Origin of the sequence: Acrocarpospora pleiomorpha (assembly GCF_009687885.1) — a bacterium.
Lineage (GTDB): Bacteria > Actinomycetota > Actinomycetes > Streptosporangiales > Streptosporangiaceae > Acrocarpospora > Acrocarpospora pleiomorpha.
In genome coordinates this window covers 1-20413 of sequence record NZ_BLAF01000068.1, presented here as the reverse complement: position 1 = coordinate 20413, position 20413 = coordinate 1, and the positions used below count along the sequence as shown (strand labels likewise).

Annotated in this window: 12 protein-coding genes; 8 read left to right on the top strand and 4 right to left on the bottom strand. The window is 69.0% G+C overall.

Annotated elements, in window-relative coordinates; translation table 11 throughout:
- The first annotated feature begins 286 nt into the window (after nucleotides 1–286).
- Genes Aple_RS55130 through Aple_RS41295 form a run of 4 tightly spaced genes read left to right on the top strand, consistent with a single transcriptional unit; the run spans nucleotide 287 to nucleotide 9612 of the window.
- Nucleotides 287–6301 carry a non-ribosomal peptide synthetase/MFS transporter gene (locus tag Aple_RS55130; RefSeq protein ID WP_246265111.1) on the top strand — a complete coding sequence of 2005 codons (6015 nt, stop codon included), beginning with the start codon at nucleotides 287–289 and terminating at the stop codon, nucleotides 6299–6301.
- On the top strand, nucleotides 6261–6491 hold the full coding sequence (locus tag Aple_RS41305) for an acyl carrier protein (RefSeq protein ID WP_155350229.1): 231 nt from the start codon (nucleotides 6261–6263) through the stop codon (nucleotides 6489–6491). The genes Aple_RS55130 and Aple_RS41305 overlap by 41 nt, the downstream gene beginning before the upstream one ends.
- Nucleotides 6488–7753 (top strand): condensation domain-containing protein, encoded by a 1266-nt coding sequence (locus Aple_RS41300; protein ID WP_155350228.1) that lies wholly within the window; start codon nucleotides 6488–6490, stop codon nucleotides 7751–7753. The genes Aple_RS41305 and Aple_RS41300 overlap by 4 nt, the downstream gene beginning before the upstream one ends.
- Nucleotides 7750–9612, top strand: coding sequence for a N,N-dimethylformamidase beta subunit family domain-containing protein (locus tag Aple_RS41295; RefSeq protein WP_155350227.1), 1863 nt, complete (start codon nucleotides 7750–7752; stop codon nucleotides 9610–9612). Before Aple_RS41300 ends, Aple_RS41295 begins: the two co-directional genes overlap by 4 nt.
- On the opposite strand, the gene Aple_RS41290 is transcribed toward Aple_RS41295, so the two are convergent.
- Nucleotides 9579–10235: a M15 family metallopeptidase gene (locus Aple_RS41290; protein WP_155350226.1), complete on the bottom strand. Its 657-nt coding sequence runs from the start codon at nucleotides 10233–10235 to the stop codon at nucleotides 9579–9581. The two genes, Aple_RS41295 and Aple_RS41290, sit on opposite strands and share 34 nt — an antisense overlap.
- A gap of 4 nt (nucleotides 10236–10239) precedes the next feature.
- Nucleotides 10240–11433 (bottom strand): ROK family transcriptional regulator, encoded by a 1194-nt coding sequence (locus tag Aple_RS41285; protein ID WP_155350225.1) that lies wholly within the window; start codon nucleotides 11431–11433, stop codon nucleotides 10240–10242.
- 205 nt (nucleotides 11434–11638) lie between these two features.
- Between Aple_RS41285 and Aple_RS41280 the strand changes: the two genes are divergently transcribed.
- The 4 genes from Aple_RS41280 to Aple_RS41265 all read left to right on the top strand — a co-directional run bounded on the left by Aple_RS41280 (nucleotide 11639) and on the right by Aple_RS41265 (nucleotide 16360).
- Nucleotides 11639–12955 (top strand): extracellular solute-binding protein, encoded by a 1317-nt coding sequence (locus Aple_RS41280; protein ID WP_155350224.1) that lies wholly within the window; start codon nucleotides 11639–11641, stop codon nucleotides 12953–12955.
- A gap of 4 nt (nucleotides 12956–12959) precedes the next feature.
- Nucleotides 12960–13976, top strand: a complete 1017-nt coding sequence (locus Aple_RS41275) for a carbohydrate ABC transporter permease (protein WP_155350223.1) — start codon at nucleotides 12960–12962, stop codon at nucleotides 13974–13976.
- Nucleotides 13973–14824 (top strand): carbohydrate ABC transporter permease, encoded by an 852-nt coding sequence (locus tag Aple_RS41270; RefSeq protein WP_174889948.1) that lies wholly within the window; start codon nucleotides 13973–13975, stop codon nucleotides 14822–14824. Before Aple_RS41275 ends, Aple_RS41270 begins: the two co-directional genes overlap by 4 nt.
- 81 nt (nucleotides 14825–14905) lie before the next feature.
- The gene (locus Aple_RS41265; protein WP_155350222.1) at nucleotides 14906–16360 is read left to right on the top strand and encodes a glycoside hydrolase family 3 protein; all 1455 of its coding nucleotides are present in this window, start codon (nucleotides 14906–14908) and stop codon (nucleotides 16358–16360) included.
- Between the two features lie 70 nt (nucleotides 16361–16430).
- On the opposite strand, the gene Aple_RS55125 is transcribed toward Aple_RS41265, so the two are convergent.
- Both Aple_RS55125 and Aple_RS41250 read right to left on the bottom strand, forming a co-directional pair.
- On the bottom strand, nucleotides 16431–18122 hold the full coding sequence (locus Aple_RS55125) for a PQQ-dependent sugar dehydrogenase (protein WP_246265110.1): 1692 nt from the start codon (nucleotides 18120–18122) through the stop codon (nucleotides 16431–16433).
- 310 nt (nucleotides 18123–18432) lie between these two features.
- Nucleotides 18433–20184 carry a CHAT domain-containing protein gene (locus tag Aple_RS41250; RefSeq protein WP_155350221.1) on the bottom strand — a complete coding sequence of 584 codons (1752 nt, stop codon included), beginning with the start codon at nucleotides 20182–20184 and terminating at the stop codon, nucleotides 18433–18435.
- Nucleotides 20185–20413: the final 229 nt, after the last annotated feature.

Genomic DNA, 20413 nt, shown 5'->3' with positions numbered 1-20413 from the left:
CGGATGAATGCCTTCAAGACCATTAGAGAACGTTCCCAAAATGGCCTTACTGAAAACAATCTTTCCAGTTAGCGACGCGGCCAGTCTGGCATGGGAAATGTCCCAGCCACAAGGGGGAGCGCCATCGGCAGCCCCGACCAGCAAAGGGATTGATGGGGTTGTGGCCAGCGCGGCTCCGTGCCAGACTGACGCCGTCAGCTAATTGCAAAGAATCTTTCCAGTTAACAGACCGAGCCTGTCTACGCTCGGCACTTCGTGCTGCATTCGTCCGATCACTTGAGGAACGATGTTTGCCGTCACGGCGATACCGCTCTCGCTTGGCCAGGAGCGTCTCTGGTTCCTGCACGAGCTGAACCCCGACGACGCGTCGTACAACATCTGCGTGACCGAGCGCCTGCTCGGCCCACTCGACCCGGACGCGCTGGACCGCGCGCTCGCCGAGGTGGTCCGACGTCACGACATCCTGCGCACCAGCTATCCGGCGATCGACGGCCGGCCGGTGCAACTCGTCGGCGACACCCTGCCCGGCCTCGAACGCCGCGCCGCCACGAGCCAGGAGCACGCGCGGACGATGGTGAGCGAGCTGAGCAACCAGCCGTTCGACCTCGCCACCGGTCCCGTCCTACGGGCCGCTCTTATCGCGATAAATCCCGAGGAACACATCCTCGTCATCGTTCTGCATCACATCGCCGGGGATGGCTGGTCGCTGGGCCTGCTCCTCGACGAGATCTCCACCCTGTACGCGGGCGGCGAACTCCCCGCCCTCCCCCTCCAGTACGCCGACCACGCCAGGCACCAGCACGACCGCCCGATCGACACCGCGTACTGGCGCGAGCGCCTGGCCAACGCCCCCACCCTCGATCTCCCCACGGACAGGCCGCGCCCAAGAATCCGGGCCTCCCGCGGCGATTGCGTCGCCCATCGCCTGCCCGCAGCCCTGATCACCGAGGTCACCCAGCTTGCCAGGCGCGAGCGGGTGACCCTGTTCATGCTGCTCCTGAGCGCTTTCCAGACGCAACTGTCCCGCTACAGCGGGGCCGAGGACTTCTGCGTCGGCACCCCCGTCTCCGCCCGCGATACCGAGGACGTCGAACCACTTATCGGCTTCTTCCTCAACACGGTCGTCCTCCGCGCCGACCTCTCCGGCGACCCGAGTTTCCGTGAATTGCTGAAACGAACTCGCCGCACGGCGATCGACGCGTTCGTTCACGCCGACACCCCATTCGACCGCCTTGTCACCGAACTCGGCGTCACCCGCGACCTCAGCCGAACCCCCGTCTTCCAGACCCAGTTCAGCTTCCGGAACGAGCACAATCCCGGGCTCGCCCTCCCCGGAATCATTGCCGAGCCTTACGACCCCGGCTTCCACCAGGCGAAATTCGACCTTTCCCTGGAGATCAGCCCCACCGGCGACGCATTCTTCGTCTACAGCACCGACCTGTTCGACCGCCCCACCATCGAACGCTTCGCCGCCAACTTCGAAACCCTGCTCCACGCGATCGCCGCCGACCCGGACCAGCCGATATCCGAGCTCGCCCTCGTCGCCGACGATGAAACCGCCCTCCTGACCAGCTGGAGCACAGCACCCTCCACTCCCCCGACCGGCCCAGCGGAAACCCTGGCCGAACTCATCGAAACAACCGCCCGCCGCGTCCCGAAAACCCCCGCCATCCGGTACGGCAACGCGTCCCTCACCTACGCCGACCTGAACACCAAGGCAAACGCTCTGGCCAAAGAGTTGCGCGCGCTCGGCGTAGGACCCGACGTGCGCGTGGCCATCTGCCAGGAGCAGTCGATCGATATCGCGGTGTCGATCGTCGCGGTCATGAAGGCGGGCGGCGCGTACGTACCCCTCGACCCGGACCAGCCAGAAGACCGCCGAGCGTACATGCTGGCGGATTCAGGCGCCCAAGTCCTGATCACGGATGCGGGACCGGCGTTACTCACGAGAACAGCAAACCCCGACGAACACGCGGCCCAAGGTTCGAACGGCATCCGAACGACAAGTTCCAGCAAGCTCTTCACCGCAAGACCGGATGGAAGCGCACAGGCATATCCCCGCGAACTCACGCCCGAGAGCCCCAGCCATCACACAAAGGCAGGTCGCGTAGAACTCGCCCCCGAAACTTCCAGCGGAAGCACACCGGCCACCCACGAACCCACGCCCAAGAGCCCCAGCCATCACACAAAGGCAGGTCGCGTAGAACTCGCCCCCGAAACTTCCAGCGGAAGCACACCGGCCACCCACGAACCCACGCCCAAGAGCCCCAGCCATCACACAAAGGCAGGTCGCGTAGAACTCGCCCCCGAAACTTCCAGCGGAAGCACACCGGCCACCCACGAACCCACGCCCAGGGGCTCCAGCGATCGCACAAAGGCCGGTCCTGGGGAGAGTTCGATCGAAGGCTCCGACGGGAGAGCAAAGGCAAACCCTCGCCGGCATCCCGAAGTTCCCGCGGTCGCGGGTCCGGACGATCTCGCTTATGTGATTTACACCTCGGGGTCGACCGGGAGGCCGAAGGGGGTCGCGGTTCAGCACCGGCAGGTGATGAATTACCTGGCTGATGTGCGGGAGCGGTTCGGGGTCGGGGAAGGGGCGAGTTTCGCGCTGTTGCAGTCGCTCGCGTTCGACTTTGGGATGACGGTGTTCTACCTGTCCTTGATGACGGGTGGGACGCTGCGGCTGCTTCCGTCCAGGATCTCTGGGCCCGAGTTGGCTGAGCATATGGGTGGGATCGACTACCTGAAGATGACTCCGTCGCATTTGGCGGCGCTTGCCGCTGATGTGGCTGATGTGCGGAGCCTGTTGCCGCGGCGGCTGCTGATCCTGGGTGGGGAAGGATCGAGCTGGGAGTGGACGCGGGAACTGGCCAGGCATGGGCCGGTGGTCAATCACTATGGCCCGACCGAGGCCACGGTCGGGGTCGCCACGTACCGGATCTCAGCGGATGAGGAGCCGACCGGGCCGATCACGCCGATCGGGCAGCCGCTCGGGCACGCGAAGCTGTTCGTGCTGGATCGGCATGGCAGGCCGGCGCCGATCGGGGTGGCGGGTGAGCTCTGCATCGGTGGGGATCGGCTGGCGCGGGAGTACCTCGGTCGTCCCGATCTGACGGCGGAGAAGTTCGTCTCCTCGCCGTATGGCCGGATATATCGGACCGGTGACCTCGCACGCTGGTTGCCCTCCGGGGATCTCGAGTTTCTTGGTCGTAGCGATCTTCAGGTGAAGATCCGGGGCTACCGGGTGGAGCTTGGGGAGATCGACGAGAACCTCCGGCGGATTCCGGCCATCGCGCATGGTGTCGTGGACGCGCGCGACGGGGAGCTTGTCGCCTATCTCGTCGCGGAAGCGGGCTCGGAGCGTCCCAGTGTGGGCGAGCTGCGCCGGGTGCTGGGACTCCGGCTGCCGGAATACATGATCCCCACCCGCTATGTCTGGCTCGATGAACTTCCACTCAAAGGCCATGGCAAGGTCGATCGGGCCGCGCTCCCGGCCCCCGAGGACACCCGTCCAGACCAGGACGTCCCGTTCGAGCCGCCCGCCGACGAGATCGAGGAGATCATCGCCGCGGCCTGGTGCGAAGCGCTCGGACTCCAGCGGGTGGGCGTGCTGGACGACTTCTTCGACCTGGGCGGCCATTCCCTGCTGGCGACCCGGATCATCGCCCGGCTACGCCGCGAACTCCCCGAGAACGGCAACCCGGTCGGCTTGATGGACCTGTTCCAGCATCCAACCGTCCGCGAACTTGCCGCATTGGCCAGGTCTGCCCCGGTCTCCCGAGGGTTGCTATACCGGCTGACGAAAACAGCCTCCCCGAAACCTGGTGAACGGGGACCAGCCGGACACGGACCAGCCGGACACGGATCGGGCGAACGCGGATCGGGCGGACAAGCCCTCGGCGCGCTAGAACCCCGCACGCCAGGAGCCAGCGCACCGAAGGCCCACACGCCGAAAGCCCGCATACCGGATGCCGGCGCACCGAAGGCAGGGGCACGGCAACCAGGCGGACCGCAAACAGGTGTGCGGAACCTCGTCTGTGTGCCCTACGGCGGTGGGAGTGCGGTCGTCTACCAGCCGCTCGCCGACGCGCTCCCCGATGGATGGGCGCTGTATTCGGTAGCCGTACCCGGGCATGATCTTGGGCTGGTCGAGGAGCCGCGGCCGCTCGCGGAGGTGGCCGAGCGGTGCGCGGAGGAGATCATCTCGACCGTCACAGGCCCGCTCGCTCTGTACGGCCACTGCGGCGTCGGCGGCGCGCTCACCATCGAGATCGCCCGGCAGCTGGAAGCGCGAGGCCGCCCGATCGACGCCATCTACCTGGGCGGAATCTTCCCGTTCGCCCGCCCGACCAAGGGCTTGATGGGCCGCTGGGCCAAGCTCACCCGCCTCGAACGCCTGCGCAGCGACCGCAACCAGCTCACCTGGCTGACCGCGCTCGGCGCCGACCTCTCCGGCCTCGACGACGAGCAGAAGGCGTTCGTCATCCGCAACATGCGCCACGACGCCCGCGCGGCCGAGGACTACTTCACCGGCCTCATCGACGCGAACGTCCGCAAGCTCAGCGCCCCGATCATCTCCGTCGTCGGCGAGTACGACCCGGCGACCGACTACTACGAAGAGCGCTACCGCGAGTGGGGCTTCATCACCGACAGCACCCACCTCGTCGTCCTCGACGAAGGCGGCCACTATTTCCTGAAATATCGCCCCCAAGAACTGGCCGCGATCGTCACCCGGCCCGCCCCTACGGACGACGACGCGGCTGACCAAACGACCAACCAAACAGCCGATCCCACGATCGACCACACAGGTCCACACACGGCTGCCCAGGCTTCCAGCAGGACCCTCGTCAAAGCCACCACCGTCGTGGCAGGGGATCATCCGCGCGGCAAGAACATGACCGCCAATCCCCCGAACGGAAACAGAACGACCCACGACACAGCGACCGGCGGCAGAGCGACCCACGACAGAACGACCACCAGAACAGCGACCAGCGGCAGAGCGTCAAAGAGTCCCGAACCGACGATTCGCCGATTCCTCGCCGTCGCCCTAGGCCAGATGATCTGCCTGGTCGGTTCGACGCTGACCGAGTTCGCCCTCCCCCTCTGGGTCTACCTCCAGAACCGCTCGATGACCCAGCTCGCCATCCTGCAAGTCCTCGCCGTCATCCCCGGCATCCTCGTCGCCCCCCTCGCCGGCGCCCTCGTGGACCGCTCGAGCCGCCGCACCATCATGATCGCCGGCAACACCGCCGCCCTCGCCGTACAAGCCGCCACCGCCGTCCTCATCTGGACCTCCGCCTTCCAGGTCTGGCACCTCTACGCCCTGCTCCCCGCCCTCTCCATCGCCCTCACCTGCCAGCGCCTGGCCTTCACCTCGGCCGTCCCGCAACTCGTCCCCAAGCGTTACCTCGGCCACGCCAACGGCGTCGCCCAGATGACCCTCGGCGTGGCCCAGTTCATCGCCCCGCTCGCGGCGGTCGGCCTGATGTCGGTCGTCGGCCTGCAGGGCATCCTCATCATCGACGTCGCCGGCCATCTCGCCACCCTGGTCGTGCTCGCCCTGATCGCCTTCCCGGCCACGATGGCGCACCGCCGCCGCGAACCGGTCGGCCGCGAGATCGCCGAGGGTTTCCGCATGTCGATCGGCAACCGCAGCTTCCGCGCCATGGTGATCTTCTTCGCGCTGCTCTCGCTCGGCCTCTCCCCGGTCTTCCTGATGTACTCCCCGCTGGTCCTGGAGTTCGGCACCCTCGCCGACGCGGGCGCCATCGCCCTGGCGGCCGGAGCGGGCGCGGTCGCGGGCGGCCTGACCATGGGCCTGTGGGGCGGCCCCGCCCGGCGCCGGATGCGCGGCATGCTCCTGACCACCCTGCTCATCGCCGTATCCTGCGTGCTGGTCGGCCTGACCGACGCGCTCCCGGTGATCGGGATCGGCGCGTTCTGCGTCTCCTTCGGCCTCGCCCTCGTCAACGGCGTATACGCGACGATCATCCAGACCAAGGTCCCGCAACGGTTCCACGGCCGGGTGTTCGCGCTCAACCAGATGGTGGCGTGGTCGACGATCCCGATCGGCGTCGGCGTGATCGCCCCGCTCGGCACCCGGCTGCTGGGCGACATCGGGGTCATGTACCTGGTCTTCGGCGCGTTCATCGCGATCGTCGCGGCGGGCGCGATGGCCACCCGCACGCTCGCGCGGTTCGACGACGAGGTGCCCGACGCTACCCCCGACGATCTCGTGGGCCTGGAACGAAAGGTAAGCAATGAAGGAAAGACTGGCGCAGCTCGTGTCGGAGTCGTGTGACGGCCAGCTCACCCCGGCCGAGGTGCTCGCCGCGTCGGTGCCGCTGTCCTACCTGGGGGTGACCTCGCTCGCCCAGATGCGGCTGATCGACGCGGTCGAGCGGGAGTACGACGTGGAGATCGACCTGGGCGCGGACGTGTCGTTCCTGGACAGCGTGGGGGGTCTGGCGGACTGGCTGGCCGCCCGATGACGAGCGTGCCCTTCGCGGGCGAACGGAGCGGTGACGCGCCGCTCACCTGGGGCCAGCGGGCGATCTGGGAGGCGATCCAGCGGACCGTCCCCGACGACCACTATTTCAACTTCGGCCGGGTGATCCGGCTCGGCGCCCGCCCCGCCTCGGTCGACGGCGCATGCTGGGCGCTGGCCAGGCTGGTGGAACGGCACGAATCCCTGCGCACCCTGGTCGAGGACGGCCACCAGCGCCTGCACGCCGCCGGCGAGTTCCCGGTCGCCCTCGGGGACGACCCCGACGAGCTGCTGGCCGAGCTGACCGCCCCCGCCTACGACTACGCGCGCGAGTGGCCGCTGCGGGCCGGGCTGGTGACCTCGGGGCCGGACGTCACCCACATCGTGATGGTGTTCTGCCATCTCGCGGCGGACGGCCTTGGCGCCGAAGAGGCCGTCAGGGACCTGCGCCTGCTCCTGCTCAGGGGGGAGCCGCGCGGGTCCCGGCCGCCGCAGCCGCTGGACATCGCCCGCTGGCAGCGGTCGCGGGACGGCCGCCGGGTGGCGGCCGAGGCGGCGGCGCACTGGGAGCGGGAGCATCGCCGGATCCCGCCTACCATGTTCCAGGTGCCGTCGGAGGCCGGGGAGGATCCGCCGATCTGGCGGGCTTCGCTGCGCTCTCCGGCGATCGACCTGGCCGCGCAGCGGATCGCGGTCAAGCACGGGACGAGCACCTCGAACGTGCTGCTGACGGCGGTGACGGCGCTGGTGGCGCAGACGACCGGGCATGACACGGTGGCGATGTTGCCGATCGTGAGCAACCGGTTCAGGGCCGACACCCGGGGCGCGGTCAGCACGATGGCGCAGGAGGGGCTGTTCGTGCTGGACGTGGAGAAGGTCAGGTTCGACGAGTTGCTGGCGCTGGCCAGGCCGGCGGCGTTGCGTGCGTATCGGAGCGCGTATCACGATCCCGCCGACCGGGCCCGGGTGCTGGCGGAGGTGAGCGAGGATCGGGGGACGCCGGTGCATCCGTACTGCTGTTTCAATGACATGCGGTTCGCCGATCACGCGGTCTATCGGGATGACGTGCTGATCCGGCGGGCGCTCGGGGAGACCTCGCTGACCTGGCCGATGAGCCAGGATCAGCTGAACTGCCGGTTCTGCGTGCATGTGAGCGGGACGATGGACGTGTCGGTGACGGCCGACACGCGCTGGCTGGCGCGTTCCGACATGGAACGTTTCCTGCGGGGCCTGGAGGATCTGCTGGTCGAGGCGGCGCTGCGGTGATCGCGGCGTACGCGACGGCGATGTCCCGCGCGCAGGGCGAGCGCCTGGAGTTCCGCTTCGAGGGTCCGGCCGGGGTGGCCGTGCACGACGCGACCAATGATCGCCTGATGCTGACGGCGCGGGTCGAAGGGCCCTCGTGGGTTCTGGACATTCCGGAGGATTGGCCGAGTTCGCTGTATCGCGCCCGGTTCACCGAAGGGGATCCGGAACCGGACGTGCTGGTGCCCCGTGCCACGGGAGATCTTCCGGGAACACCGCACGAGCAGGACGACGAGGTGTATTTCGTGGTGCGGCAGGCGGAGCCGGTCGCGCCGATCCTGGTGTCGATCCCGTTCGCGACGTGGCAGGCGTACAACCGGGGTGGGGTGCCAGGGGAGAGCATCTACTGGACCGAGCAGCCCGACCGGGCGGCCAGGGTCACCTTCGACCGGCCGGGTGGCGGCCCGCCGCCGGAGCGCTGGGAGGACGGGCTGCTGCGCTGGCTCGGCCCGGCCGGATACCAGGTCGAATACTGCTCCGGCTTCGACCTGTCGCTCGAGCTGCTGTCCCGCTACCGGCTGCTGATCGTCAACGGGCACGACGAGTACTGGACGGCGGGCATGCGGGACGCCTGCGAGGAGTATGTCCGGCGGGGCGGCAACATCGCGTTCCTGTCCGGCAACACCTGCTGGTGGCAGATCAGGATGGAGGGCCGCGAGATGGTCTGCTACCGCGACGCGGCCACCGATCCGGTCGAGGATCCCCGGCTGACCACCGTCGAGTGGTCGAACGCGCCGGTGCTGCGCCCGGAGAACACGCTGACCGGGACCAGTTTCCGGGCGGGGGCGGGCACCTGGGGGCCGTACATGCGGCTGATGCGGGAGGAGTCGTACACCGCGCGCTTCGCCGACCACTGGGTCTTCGCGGGGACGGAACTCACCGACGGCGACAAGTTCGGCCTGGGCGCGCTCGGCTACGAGACCGACGCGGCCGAGTTCGCCGAGGTCATGGGCGTGCCGAGGGCGACCTGCCGGGATGGCACGCCTCCGTCGTTCGTGGTGCTGGCCACGGCGGACCTGCGCCACTGGAGTGTCGGCGGGCAGGGCGGCTGGGCGACCATGGGCGTGTTCACCAGCGGCCTCGGCACGGTGTTCAACGCCGCCTCGGTGAACTGGGGGAACACGATCCACGATCCGATGGTGGAGCGGATCACCCGCAACGTGATCGACCGGCTGTCCCGTCCGGCCGAGCCGGGCTGGGAGGTGATCGGCCCCGCCGCCGACATCCGCGCGCTGGCCGCCGCCGGGTCCGTCCTGTACGGCGTGACCGCCGACGGCGTGCTCATGCACCGCGAACTGTGCGCCCAGAACCTGCCCTGGCAGCCGATCGGCTGGGCAGGGGATGTGAGCTGCCTGGACTCCCCCCGCGAGGCCGTCGGCGGGCTGGGCACCAACCTCTACGGCGTGACGCCCGACGGTGTGCTCCGCACCCGCACGAGTCTCTGGACCGACGTGACCCGGACGCCGGAGGGCACGATCGCCCTGGCGGTCTCCGACGGCACGTTCTTCGCCGCGACCGCGGCCGACCGCCTCTGGGCGCTGCCGTTCGCCGAGGCCGGCTCACCCGGGTGGCGCGACATCGGGCCCGCCGCCGGAGCGATCTCGATGAGCGGCATGAACGGCCGCCTGTACGCTCTCGACAGCCGCGGCCGAATCCACGCGCGCCTGCCCTTCACCGACCGCGAAACCGAATGGTCCCCGTTCGGCCACGCGCCCGGAGCGCTAACCCTCACCGCCCACGCCGGTCACCTGATCACCGTGGATCCGGCCGGTCACCTGCGCTGGCGTCAGGCGGGAAGGGGCGACTCGACCGGCCCGTAAAGGGCGGCCCGGGCATGCCGGACCATCGCCCAGTACCGATCCCCATATGACCAGTGCCACCACTCGGTCGGATAGTTCACCAGGCCCGCCCCCTCGAGCGCGGCGATCAGGATCTTCCTGTTCCGCCGCGCTTCCCCGGAGATGCCGGGCGCCGCCGTGTAACACGCGCCCGCGCTCTCCTCCGGGGTGGCGTTGACCTGCGTCCCCATGTCGTACTCGACGCCTAAATCATCACAAAGCGTTAAATCCACGGCGGCCCCGGCGGTATGCGGAGCCACCTCAATCGGCGACACGTACCGACTGGCCGCCACAAACAACTCATCTTCCGATTTTTCCGGAAATTTCGCCCGTAAGTCGTTGAGGTAGTCCGTGAAGTACATCCGTTGCAGCGCCGCCGGACGGTATCCCTCCACGACCACCACGTGATACCCCGCCGGAAGCGACCGCTCCGCCGCCTCCAGCCGGGTCACCAGACCCTCACGTAACAACGCGAACGCCCCCGCGGGATCGGCCAGCCGGTCATCCACCCGCAGCCGCCCCCGCACATCGCTCAACACCTCCCCGCACTCCTCGACCGTAACCCCTGCCACCCGAGGATCGGAGATCAGCACAACATCATCCATAACGCTAGACGGTATCGGAGAAGACCTGCTCCCTCGCCTGGTCCAGAGCGGCCAGCAACGCCCCCCGCAACACCGGATTCCCTTCCACCTCGGTCACCGCCACCCTCGGCCTGCTGGGACAGACCCGGGCCACCGCCTCCTCCACCAGCGCCGCCAGCGCCGGACCCCCCGCCCGCCCCACATCCCCGCTCAACACGATCAGCCCCGGATCCAGCACCACCGCCACCGCCGCCACTCCGACCGCCAGCCTCCCGGCCAGCTCGGTCAGGAAGTCGTCCTGGCCGGTGGCGACAGCCGTACGGACCAGATGGGCGACGTCGAACCCGGGCGGCGCGGCCGTCGGCAAGAACGCCGGGCCGTCGATCCCGTGCGTGGCCGCGAGCCCGGACAGCGCGTGCCCGCCGACCAGCCGCTGGAAGGACCCCGACTGCGGCTCGGTCACGTTCAGCGGCAGCGGCTCCCCCGGCACCGGCAGCCACCCGATCTCCCCCGCGCCCCCGGTGATCCCCCGATGCAGCCGCCCGCCGAGCATGACCCCGAGCCCCTGCCCGACCCCCGCCCACAGGATCACGAAGTCGTCCTGCCCGGCCGCCGCGCCATACGCCTGCTCGGCCAGGGCGGCCAGGTTGACGTCGTTCTCGATCCGCACCGGCTGCCCGAGGCTGGTCCGCAGCCCGGCCAGCACGCCCATGTGCCAGGCGGGCAGGTCGAACGAGTACCGCACATCCCCGCTGCGTGGATCCACCACGCCCCGGGTCCCTATCACGAACGAGCGCAGCTGCGAGATCGCCACGTCCGCCGTCGCGCAGGCCCGCTGCACCGCGCTGTGCACGATCTTGACGGGATCGGCGGCCTCGGTCGGGTCGACCGTCACCTCGGCCACGGTCTGCCCGGTGATGTCGGCCACCCCGGCGGTCACCCGGTCCGGCAGCACCTCGAGCCCGGCCACGTACGCGCTGGACGGATTGACCGTGTACAGAGCGGCGTTGGGACCACGCCCGCCGGCCCGTTCCCCGGCGGTCCGCACCAGCCCGCGATCCTCCAGCCTGGACAGCAGCTGGCCAGAGGTGACCTTGGAAAGCCCGGTGAGTTCCCCCAGCTCAGCCCGGGTGAGCGGGCCTTGGGAGAGGAGGAGCTCCAGGGCCGCTCTGTCATTGATCTGGCGTAGCAGCCTGGGCGTTCCCGGTCGTTGGGACACTGGCCGCCTCCCCTCTCGTCTCTCGTCACGATCCGCTAACACAGGTTTCTTTTAAGAAAGTTTCTTGTTAGTTTAGCGGCAGTCATCCCGTAGGCAAGCGATCAAGCCCCGGGATGCCACAGACGCCGACCGTCGGGAACCCCGAGGTGCGCGGTTCGCCGACCACCCCACACCTCGACGTGAAGCCGGGAAGGGAGAACCCAACGTGAAGATCGTGAAGATCGCGGGCATTACCGCCGCGCTAGCACTGGGTGTCGCCGCTTGTGGTGGCACTGACCCCGCCAGCACCGAGCCCTCGGCCGCCGCCGCGCCCACCGCGACCGGGCCCAAGTTCGCCGGACAGACCCTGACGATGTGGCGGCTCGGCGACACCAACCCGCCGTCGCAGGCGTACATGGACGACCTGATCAAGGAGTTCAAGACGCAGACGGGCGCCGACGTCAAGCTGGAGTGGATCCCGTGGCCGCAGGTGAACGACAAGTTCACCGCCGCGGCGGCGGGCGGCGCCGGCCCTGACGTGACCGAGATCGGCAACGACCAGGTGCCGCTGTGGCAGAGCCAGGAGGCGCTCGAGCCGATCACCGCCGTAGTCGGCGCGGGCGAGCAGGCGCAGATCCCCAAGAACCTGCTCGGCCTGGAGACCATCGACGGCGAGGTCTACGCGCTGCCCTGGGGCGCGGGCACCCGCGCCGTGCTCTACCGCAAGGACTGGTTCGACGAGCTCAAGATCGAGGTGCCGAAGACCTGGGACGACGTCATCGCGGCGGCCAAGAAGATCCAGGCCGAGAAGGGCAAGGACGTCGACGGCTTCGCCTTCAACGGCGGCTCCGACGCCAACCACCTGCTCGGCGCGCTGGCCTGGTCCGAGGGCGGCGAGTACGCGGTCAAGGAAGGCGACAAGTGGGTGGGCAAGCTGGCCGACCCGACCTTCAAGGCCGGTTTCGCCACCTACACCAACCTGGTCACCGAGGGCCTGTCCGGTAAGGCCCGGCTGACCCAGAACACGGTGGACATCCGGACCCGCTTCGCCAACGACAAGGTCGGCATGTACCTGACCGCGTCGTGGGACATCCCGGGCATCGAGACCGACAGCAAGGGCAAGGTGAAGGCCGACCAGCTGGCCTTCTTCCCGCTGCCCGCCAAGGCCGGCGGCGAGGCCCCGGCGTTCTTCGGCGGCAACGACATCGCCGTCTGGGGCAACGCCCAGAACAAGGAGCTGGCGACCGAGTTCGTGAAGCTCGCCACCAGCAAGCAGTGGGCCGACCGCTACGCCAAGGACGGCGGCCTGCTCCCGGTCTACCCGGACACCCTGGCCTCGCTGGCCAGCGACCCGGTGCAGGCCCCCTTCGCGGCGGCCTTCGCCAAGGCCAAGGCGTTCCCGGCCGACCCCAACTGGACCGAGGCCAACGAGACCAAGGCCGTCCTGCAGAACGCGGCCCGCTCGGTCATCGAGGGCAAGGCCACGGCCGATGAGGCGCTCGCCGCGGCCAACAAGGAACTCGAAGAGATCCTGAACCAGTAGCGACATGACGAACGCGTCAACGATCGCCCGGGGCGGAGGCACCTCCTCCGCCCCGGAGCGGCGTCGCAGAAGGTCCCACCGCCCCACAAAGGCGAGTGGACTCCCACCCAAGGCCATCCCCTACGTGCTGCTGATCCCGGGCATCCTGGTGATCGCCGGTCTGCTGCTCTACCCGATGATCCAGGTCGTCGTCATGTCCTTCCAGAAGGTGGGACTGCCGCAGATCAGCGGGAAGCGGCCGGCGGAATGGCTGGGCTGGGAGAACTACACCAAGATCTTTGATAACGACATCTTCTGGTCGTCGCTCCGAAACACCGTCGCTTTCGCCGTGATCACCGTGTCCCTCACGCTGATCCTCGGCACCGCCGTGGGCGTGCTGCTGAACAAGCTCAGCAAGCGGATGTCCACCTTCGTCATCATCGGCATCATGTCGGCGTGGGCCGTCCCCCCGGTCGCGCAGGGCGTCATCTGGCGCTGGCTGTTCGACGCCGAGGCCGGAATCATCAACTGGGCGCTGAACCTGCTCCCCGACTGGCTCTCCACCATGCTGTTCGGCCGGGCCGACTGGACCGGCGAACCCTGGCTGAACGACTCGATCACGGTCTACCTGGTGCTCATCCTGACCGTGTTGTGGGCGTCCTTCCCGTTCATCGCGGTCTCCGTGCTGGCCGGTCTGAAGGGCATCCCGGCCGAGCTCTACGAGGCCGCCACGGTCGACGGATCCGGGCCCTGGCGGACCTTCTGGAAGATCACCTTCCCGCTGCTCAAGCCGGTCTTCGCGGTCCTCACGATCCTGTCGATCATCTGGGACTTCAAGGTCTTCAGCCAGCTCTACGTGCTGATCGGAGGCCCGACCAACCGGGAGGCCTTCAACCTGTCCATGTACTCCTTCGCCGAGGCGTTCCGCAGCCCGCCGAAGATGGGCAGCGGCGCGGCCATCGCGGTGGTGCTGACGGTGATCCTGCTCGTCGTCACCGCCTTCTACATCCGGCAGATGGTGAAGTCGGAGGAGATCCAGTGAACCCGCTCCGCCGCAAGCGCCTGAACAAGATCGTGCTCAACACCACGGCGACCCTGGTGTTCCTGTTCGCGGTGTTCCCCGTGTACTGGATGATCGCGACCTCGTTCAAGGACAACGATCAGATCTTCACCACCGAGTTCGTCCCGTTCCCCACCCATTTCACGTTCGACCACCTGACAAAGGTGCTCACCGAAGGTGTGGCGGGCAACTCGATCTGGCTCTACCTGCGCAACAGCGCCATCGTGGCCCTCGGCACCGTGCTGGTCGGCTCGATGTTCGCGCTGCTGGCCGCCACCGCCGTGGCCAGGTTCCGGTTCAAGGGCCGCACCAGCTTCCTGATCGCGCTGCTGATGGCCCAGATGATCCCCGCCGAAGCGCTGCTCATCCCGCTGTTCCTCAGCGTCAAGCGCCTCGGCCTGTACGACCAGCTGCTCGGCCTGATCGTGGTCAACGTCGGCCTGACCCTGCCGTTCGGCATCTGGATGCTGCGCACGTTCGTCGCCGCGGTGCCCAAGTCGCTGGAGGAGGCGGCCTGGATCGACGGCGCCTCCCGGATGACCACCTTCTGGAAGGTGCTCTTCCCGCTGGTGGCGCCTGGACTGGTGGCGACCAGCATCTTCTCCTTCATCACCGCGTGGAACGAACTGATCTTCGCGTTGATTCTGATGTCCGACTCGTCGGGCTACACCATGCCCGTCGCCCTGCAGTACTTCTTCGGGCAGCGCGGCACGGACTGGGGCGCCATCATGGCCAGCTCCACCCTGATGACGATCCCGGTCGTCATCTTCTTCCTGCTGGTGCAGCGGCGCATGGTCTCCGGCCTCGTCGCGGGCGCCGTCAAGGGCTGATCCCCTGAGCCGGTACGGCCGCCGCTCACGAGGCGGCGGCCGTACCCGGCATCCCATCCATCCAAGGAGCATGAGACAGCCATGCCTGCAAACAGCGCGAGCATCGGCGATCGGGGGCTGCGGCGTCTCGCGGCCGCGTCGCTGCTCGCCTCCTTCCCCGGCACCACCGCGCCCGACTGGGTCCTCCGGGACCTGGAGGACGGGCTCGGCGGCGTCACCCTGTTCGGTTTCAACGTCGAGGACGCCGCCCAGCTGGCGGCCCTGACCCGGCAGCTCGGCGGCGCCGCGCGGCCGATCGTCTCGCTGGACGAGGAAGGGGGTGACGTCACCCGGCTCGCCTACCACACGGGCAGCCCCTACCCGGGCAACGCGGCGCTGGGCGCCGTGGACGACGTGGAGCTGACCGAGCGGGTCTACCGGTCGATCGCGGCCGACCTGGCCAGGTGCGGGGTCAACCTGGACATGGGGCCGGTCGCGGACGTGAACACGGCCGACGACAACCCGGTGATCGGCACCCGGTCGTTCGGGGCCGGGGCCGAGCTGGTGGCCCGGCACACGGTCGCGGCCGTGCGCGGGCTGCAGTCGCTCGGGGTGGCCGCCTGCGTGAAACACTTCCCCGGGCACGGGGCCACCCGGGAGGACTCGCATCTGGAGATCCCGCTGGTGGACGCCGCGCCCGAGCTGCTCTGGGAGCGGGAACTGGTCCCGTTCCGGGCCGCCATCGAGGCCGGGGCCCGGTCGATCATGACGGCGCACGTGTCGGTGCCGTACCTGACCGGGAACGCTCCCGCCACGCTCAGCCGGGCCGCGCTGACCGGGCTGCTGCGCGGCGAGCTCGGCTACGACGGGGTGGTGATCACCGACGCCCTGGACATGCACGCGATCACCAAGAGCGTCGGCCTCGGCGGCGGCGCCGTGCGGTCGCTGCTGGCCGGATCCGACCTGCTCTGCCTGGGTCCTGTGCCGACCTACGACGACATCCGCGGGGTGCTCGCGGCGATCGTCGAAGCGGTTCGCGACGGGGTGCTGCCGGTGGCGCGGCTGGAGCAGGCCGCCGCCCGGGTGGACCGCATGCGGGACTGGTTCGCGCTGGTCCAGGACTCCGCCGACGACAACGTGGTCGGCCTGGACGCGGCCCGCCGCGCGGTCCGCCTGACCGGCTCGGCCGCGCCGCTGGTCGATCCGTACGTGGTGGAGGTGGACACGCCGCCCACCATCGCGGTCGGCGACGTGCCGTGGGGGGTCGCGCCCTGGCTGCCCGAGGCGGAGATCGTCCGGGTGAAACCCGCGGACGCCAGCCCCGGCGCGCTGCTCGCCGCCGCCGTCGGCCGGTCCCTGATCGTGGTGGTCAAGGACGCGCACCGCTACCCGGAGAGCCAGGCGCTGATCAGCGGGCTGCTGGCGGCACGGCCGGACACGATCGTGGTCGAGATGGGCCTGCCGATCTGGCGTCCCGACGCCGCCGCCTACATCGCGACTTACGGCGCGGCCCGCGCCAACGCGCAGGCGGCGGTGGAACTCCTCACCGCCAGTTGATAACCCCAGCCGGTACGGCTCCCGCACCCTCCCTCAAGGGGGGAGCCGTACCGGACAAGGGCGCCCCGAATCAGGGAGAGGTGCAGGTGTAGCCGGACGGCGTCGCGGTGTTGCCGTTGGGGCGGCTGACCTGGAAGCCGAACTGGACGTTGCCGCCGGCCGCGATGGTGCCGTTGTGGCCGACGTTGCGGGCGGTCACGGTCTGCCCGCTGACGGTGAGCGTGGTGTTCCACGACCCGGTGACGGTGTGCCCGGCCGGGAGCGTGAACGTGACCGTCCAGCCGTTGATCCCGGTGGTTCCGGTGTTGGTGACGGTCAGCGGCTGGATGACGTAGCCGTTGCCCCACTGGGTCTGCACCGTGCCGGCCGCCGAGCAGCCGCCGGTGGTGGTCCCGCCCGTGGTGGTGAAGGTGACCGTCGGCGAGTTGCCGGACAGGTTGCCCGCGCCGTCCCGGGCTCGGACGTAGACCTGGTACTGGGTGTTGGCGGTCAGGCCGGTGAGCGTCGAGGAGTTGCTCGTGGTCTGCGCCAGCAGCGGGTCGGTCGCGCCCTGCTCCCGGTAGACGTTGTAGCCCGCCAGGCCGCTGCCGCCGCTGTCGGTGGAGACCGGCCAGTTGAGCGTGGCCGCCGAGTTGGTGACGTTGAACGCGGTGGGCGCGCCCGGGGTGGTCGGCGGGATCGTGTCGACCGGCGGGCTCACGCTCGGCGAGGGTGACGGGGAGACGCCGGCCGGGGGGATCCGGATGATCCGGTCGTCGGCCGCCACCGGGGTGCCGCGGCCGTCCCGGTTGCTGGTCGCGACCCAGAGCCAGCCGTCGGGGCCGACGGCGACCGCGCGCAGCCGGCCGTAGGCGTTCTGGAGCTGGGCGAGCGCGGAGGCCGCGCCGCCGGAGCCGTTCAGGGTGACCGTCCACAGCCGGGTGCCGCGCAGGGCGGCGGCGAACAGCGTGTTGTTGGCGTACGCCAGGCCACTCGGGGACGCCTCGGCCGTGGTCCAGGAGATGATCGGGTTACGGAACGACGGGTTGTTGCACGAGCCCTCGCAGGTCGGCCAGCCGTAGTTGCCGCCCGCCACGATCTGGTTGATCTCGTCGAGGTTGTTCTGGCCGAACTCGGAGGCGTACATGCGGCCCTGGGAGTCCCAGGCCAGGCCCTGGACGTTGCGGTGGCCGTAGCTGTAGACGCGGGAGTTCGCGAACGGGTTGCCGCTGGCGGGGATGCCGCCGTCCGGGGTCATCCGGAGGATCTTCCCGGCCGGGGAGTTGAGGTTCTGGGCGTTGGCGGTGGTGGCGGCGTCGCCGGTGGAGACGTAGAGCATGCCGTCCGGGCCGAACGCGATCCGGCCGCCGTCGTGGATGGTGTTGCGGGGCACCCCGGAGAAGAGCACGTTCTGGGTGGTGGGGGCGCTGAGGCGGAGCCGTACCAGGCGGTTGTCGGTGCTGGTGGTGAAGTAGGCGTAGACCCACTGGTCGGTGGCATAGTTCGGGGAGACCGCGATCCCGAGCAGGCCGCTCTCGCCCGACGCCGACACCCCGCTGATGGTGGCCACCGCGGTCGGCGTCTGACCAGGACGGACCTGCATGATCCGCCCGGTGTTGCGTTCGGACACGAGGGCGCTTCCGTCCGGGAGGAAGGCCATCCCCCACGGCACCTGGAGCCCGGTGACGGACACCTGGGCCCGATCGAAATCGAACCCGCCGACGACGGCCGCGTTGGCGGGCATGGCCACGGAGACCCCGATCGCCCCCAACAGCGCCGTCAACGACAACAAGACAGGAAAAATCGGAAAGCGTCTGGCCATCATGAGCCTTTCGACAGGAGGCCCGAAACGTAACCAGTCCCCCTGACCCCAAGCAATCGACCGACCGAGCACACGCCACCGACCTGCGTTTACAGACCTCACCGCTCGAAACTTTCACCAATCTTGCTAAAGTTTCAGCCGAAGTGGGCCAAGCCCGGGCGGCACACTGGGAGTCGCGCGTAAGTCTCGGGCTCATTGGGCGCCGGTGCGGCGAGAACCAGCGCCCATGTGGACGGCGCTGGATAACGGCGAGCAACCTGGCGCCCCGTTCTCAGCCTGAACCGAAGCAGAGGAAGCTGGCGGACTCCTGACCTTCGCACGCGATGGCCAATGCCGCCGCGGGCTCGGCTCCCCGGGCGATCTCGCGGTGGTAGGCGGTCATGACGTGCGCGGCCACGTCGTCCGGGATCGGGGTGACGCTGGAGATCACGGTTGGGGTGCCGAGGTAGAGCAGGGCGGCGGTGAAGCCGAGGATCTCATCACCCGAGCGGACGACAGATTGGCCCAGGTCACAGGCGGAGAGCACCACATGGCGGGGGGCGAGCTCCAGACGTTGCAGGTCGTAGGCCATAAGCGGCCCGTCCCGGAGGTCCAGCCGGGAGAACAACACATTCTCGCGTTCGTGATGGCCGTGCGCGGCGAGATGAACAAGCTGGGCACCGTTCAGCGCGGCCAGGGTGTCTTCGACGGTGGCTTTCTCACCGACCAGTTCACGGCTGCCCTGATGGATCGCGGCGACCGTCCGGATCTCGGCCTCGGCGTAGTCCAGGTCGGGACCGGCGACCAGAACCGGACCCCCACCGGGAGCCGGGGCACGACGATTGCGCTGCGCGGTCATCCAGGCGAGCGCGGATGGCGCCACCACGATCGGCAGGCCGGACAACTCATCGCACAAGGACCACGGCACTCCCGAAAGTGCGCCAGTAGGCACAATCACGATCCCGCTCGCACGATTCGCTCTACTCGCACCATTGGCGCCTCCTACACCGCTGACGCCACCTTCGCGGATAGTGCCATCTACGCGGTTGGTGCTGTCTGCGCGGTTAGCGCCATCTACGCGGTTAGTGCCGTCAGCGCGGTTAGCGCCAGCTGTGTGGTTAGTGCCACCTGCGCGGTTGGTGCCGTGTAGCGCAGGCAAGAGAGGTGCGAGGAGTGTGCCTCCCAGAATGGCGCGTTGGCGGCGGGCCGAAGCGGCGATCACCTCCCTGATGCGGGCGGGACGGTTCCGTCCGGCCAGCGCACTCAGGTCGGCGGACAGCTTGCGGGCCGCCTCGGCCATGGGTGCGTAGTCGCCGAGCGGGTGCAGGCTGATCCGGTGATCGCGGACCACCAGGCCGAGCAGTTGGCCGCCCACGTTCAGCAGGCTGAGCATGGCCAGGTTGGCGGCGGCCAGTTCGTCGGTCACCGCGCGCGAGGAGGAGAGCGCGTTGCCCTCCCGCTCCCCCGGCGACTGCCAGACCTTCTCGCGCAACAATCGCTCCAGCTCCAGGCAGCGTTCACGCAGCCGTGGCTCCTGCCTGGCCTGTGCCGGGTTGGTCCTGATCCACTGGCTGAGCTGGCGCAGCTCGGCGAGCGCCTCGGCGCTGGCCTCATCGTGCGGCGGGCGGACAGGGCGGTGCCGGAACGCCTGGGCGCGGCAACGTTCCGACCAGTCGAACACCATCCTCGGCGATCCGCGTTCGAGCGCGGCGGCCAATCCGGCGCGAGCGAGATCGAGGCCAAGCCCTGCCGCTCCGGTCCGCATGTCCAGGCTGCCCATGCGGGCCCGACGCGAGTCCACCAGCGACAGTCCCGCGCGCAATTCGGCCATAACCTGCCCACTCCGGCCATCGGCCCGAGCCAACTCGGCCGCGGTCAGATGCCGCATCAGCCGGACTTCGAGCGAGACCTTCCGGTTGTCACGCGACCACACCACCCGCTGGGACTCCGCAGTACGACCCGCGGCCAGCAGCGCGCGAATCGAAAGCATGCGGGCGAACTCGGCCTCGTCGAAGAGACCGAGCTCACCAAATTGATCGGCCAATCGGGCGGCCCTGGCGGCAAGCCCCGCCAACACCGACCGTTGCCGAGAGAACGCGCTTAAAGGTCCGGTGGATCTCCCACCCACCCTCCCTTTGTTTCCCCCCGGGCTCCGCCCGGCCCCGCCAGCACCGTGGTCGCCCACGCGAACCAGCGCAACAGCCGGGGTCGGTCGAAGCCCGGACAGACCAAAGGCATAGGCGGATGGGAGAACCCCAGATTGGCTTCCGCTT